Annotated in this window: 1 protein-coding gene; it reads left to right on the top strand. The window is 66.6% G+C overall.

Annotation, left to right across the window (positions count from 1 at the left end):
• Positions 1-3,744, top strand: a 3,744-nt coding sequence (locus QM806_RS40720) for a condensation domain-containing protein (protein ID WP_283295022.1), incomplete at both ends; no start/stop codon positions are given.

Raw genomic sequence — 3,744 nt, 5'->3', positions numbered from 1 at the left:
CCATCGCCGACGTCTTCACCGACGTCCTCGGCGTCGACCGCGTCGGGGTCGACGAGTCGTTCTTCGCTCTCGGCGGCGACAGCATCGTCGCGATTCAGTTGGTCTCGCGCGCGAAAGCCCGGGGCGTGGTGTTCTCCTCACGCGATGTTTTCGAGCGCAGGACTGTCGGCGGCTTGGCTGCAGTCGCGCAGCGTCCCGAGGACTCCGGACAGCCGGTGGCGCTCGAGGAGTTGCCGGGCGGCGGCATCGGGTGGATGCCGCTGACCCCGGTCGCGCGGGCGCTGATCGAGCGGGGCGGTGGCTTCGGTCGATTCTCGCAACACATGTGGGTGGAGTTGCCGCCCGGAATTGAGCGCGGCGGGCTGGTGGCGACGGTCGAGGCCGTCCTCGAGCACCACGACATTTTCCGCTCGCGACTTGTCGGCGACGAACGCGGGTGGGGTCTGGAAGTCGGTGGGTCGGATGCCATCGATGTGGACGGCCTTGTTCGTCGGGTGGAGGTCACCGCCGATCTCGACGAGGAAGCCGCGGCGGCGTTGGCGTCGGCGCAATTGGATGCGGCGTTGGGGCGGTTGGCGCCGACGACGGGCGTGATGGTGCAGTTCGTGTGGCTCGATTTCCGGTCGGAATGCAGCACCGCGCAGCGGCCGGGCCGGCTGCTGATCCTCGCGCACCACCTGGTGATCGACGGGGTGTCGTGGCGGATACTCCTGCCCGACTTGGCCTCCGCGTGGGCGCAGGTGTCCGCTGGGCACACTCCGGTGTTGGATCCCACCGGAACGTCGATGCGTCGGTGGGCGCACGCGTTGGTCGAGGAGTCGTCGGCCCCGGCGCGGCTGGCGGAGTTGCCGATGTGGCAGGCGATACTGCAGGCCCCCGACCCGGTATTGGGCCTCCGCCCGTTCAACGCGGCTATCGATGTGGGATCCACCCTCGACCGGGTCGAGGTGAGCGTACCGGCGCCGGTGACGGCATCACTCCTGACGACCTTGCCGACACTGTTCCACGGCGGCGTCGAGGACGGACTGCTGGCGGCATTGGCATTAGCCGTCTGCCGGTGGCGGCGCACGCGACAGGTCTCCGAATCCTCGACACTGATCCAACTCGAGGGACACGGCCGTCAGGAGCAGATTGCCGCGGGAGCGGATCTGTCTCGGACGGTGGGCTGGTTCACCACCGTGTTGCCGGTGCGTCTGGATATCGGAGCCGCCGACCTCGACGACGCCTTCACCGGTGGCGCCGGCGCCGGTGTGGTGGTCAAGTCGATCAAGGAACAGCTGAGGTCGCTACCGGACAGGGGAATCGGCTACGGGCTGCTGCGCTACCTGAATCAGGACACAGCCGAGCAGCTGCGGTCGCTGCCGGTCGGCCAGATCAGCTTCAACTACCTCGGCCGGGTGTCCGGCGGTGGTGTTCCGAACGAGATGCCGGGGGCGCAGTGGGCACCGTGCGGCCATCTCGGCGACATCGCCGCCCCGGGAGATGCCGACATGCCGGCGAACGGCGTCGTCGACATCAATGCGATCGTCACCGACGGCAGCGAGGGTCCGGTGCTGGGCGCCACGTTCACGTTCCCGACCGGTGCAATCCGGCGGACCGATGTGCAGGACTTGGCGGAGAAATGGTGTGCTGCGCTCGCCGCCCTCGCCACCCATGCGCAGACCCCCGACGCCGGCGGGCTGACACCGTCGGATCTACCGTTGGTCACCGCACGCCAACCGGACATCGACCGCTGGGAAGCGGCGTATCCGGCGGTCACGGACGTGTGGCCCCTGACGCCGCTGCAGTCGGGTCTGCTGTTCCACGCTCTGTTGGCCGCGTCGTCGGTCGACGTGTACTCGATGCAGGTCGTGTTCACCCTCACCGGCCGGGTGGACGCCACCCGGTTGCACACGGCGGCACAGGCGGTACTGAATCGGCACCCGAACTTGCGGGTGGCGTTCGTCGAGGGAGCCGACGGCATACCCGTGCAGCTGGTCCTCGACAAGGTGCCGGTGCCATGGTCCGAGGTCGATCTCCGCGAAATCGACGACACCACTCGCCCGGACGCGTTGACGCGACTGCTGGCCGACGATCAGGCCACACACTTCGACATGACCGCACCGCCGTTGATCCGGTTCACCCTGGTCACCGTCGCCGAGGACCGGTACGAGCTGGTCGTCGCCAACCACCACATCCTGCTCGACGGCTGGTCCATGCCACTGCTGATGACGGACATGCTCGCACTCTATGCCGCCGGCGACAAGGCGTCGGCGTTGCCTCCCGCCCGTCCGTATCGCAATTATCTCGAGTGGCGCGCCGAACAGGACGAGGCGACGTCGCGGCGAGTCTGGGCGGCGGCACTCGAGGGTGTCGAGGGCCCGACCCTGCTCGCCCCCGCCGACCCGGGCCGAGAGATCTCCTCGCGGGCGGGCGAAGCAGCCGCCGATCTCGGCGAGCACAAAACACGTGCCCTGTCCGAGTTGGCCGCCCGACTCGATGTCACCGTCAACACCGTCATGCAGGCGGCCTGGGGAATTCTGCTGATGCGGATGACCGGCCGCGACGACACAGTCTTCGGCAGCACCGTGTCAGGACGACCACCCCAGCTCGCAGGCGTGGAATCGATGATCGGACTGTTCATCAACACGGTACCGGTCAGGGTGCGAGCGGACCCGGACGAGTCGATCACCCAACTACTGACGCGGATGCACCGTGAACAGGCCGACCTGCTCGACCACCTCTATCTCGGGCTCACCGACATTCAGCAAGCCGCCGGAACAACCGACGCCCTCTTCGACACGCTGACGGTATTCGAGTCGTATCCCGTCGAGCAGACCACACTTACCGAACAGGCCGACGCACTCGACGGCATAACCCTCACCGGCGTCAGAGCCAACGACAACACCCACTACCCCCTCGCCCTGAAAATCACCGACGACACCCAAATCCGACTAACCCTGACCTACCTCCACGACCTGTTCGACGAACCATACGTCCAAGCCCTGCTAAACCGATACCTGCGTGTCCTCGAAACCATCATCGCCGATACGGACAGTCGAGTCGGCGACCTCGACATCCTCGACGCCGACGAAAAACAGCTGATCCTCGAGGACTGGAACCACACCGATCATGCGACAACCACCGACACACTGGTGTCGATGTTCGGTGCGCAGGTGGCGCGCACACCCGACGCCATCGCGGTCATCGACGGAAACCGAACACTGTCCTACGCCGAGTTCGATGCACGCGTCAATCGCCTCGCCCGACACCTGATCACCCAGAGTGTGGGCCCGGAAACCATCGTGGCACTACGAATGCGCCGCTCCCTCGACTTCGTCGTCGGCGTCTACGCGACCCTCACCGCCGGTGCAGCTTACCTGCCCATCGACCCCCACCACCCAGCCGAACGCACACACTTCATTCTCGCAGTGGCACAACCCACCTGCATTCTGACCACCACCCACGACGACCAAGACGATCTGCCCGACCCGGTACCGGTCCTCCACCTCGACACCATCGATCTGTCACGGCTGTCCGCGATGCCGGTGACCGACGCGGACCGCCGCGCACCGCTACGCCCGCAGAACACGGCCTACGTGATGTTCACCTCGGGATCGACCGGCCGCCCGAAGGGGGTGACCGTGGCGCACAGCGCGATCGTCAACGAGGTGCAGTGGGTTGCGTTCGACTACGGCTTGGGTGACCGACTTCTGCAGAGCAACGCGGTGACCTTCGACGCATCGACCCCCGACCTCTTCGCAC

Origin of the sequence: Rhodococcus sp. IEGM 1351 (assembly GCF_030056875.1) — a bacterium.
GTDB classification, from domain to species: domain Bacteria; phylum Actinomycetota; class Actinomycetes; order Mycobacteriales; family Mycobacteriaceae; genus Rhodococcus_F; species Rhodococcus_F opacus.
The sequence above is the reverse complement of the archived record's forward strand: the minus strand, read 5'-3'. Positions and strand labels throughout refer to the sequence as shown.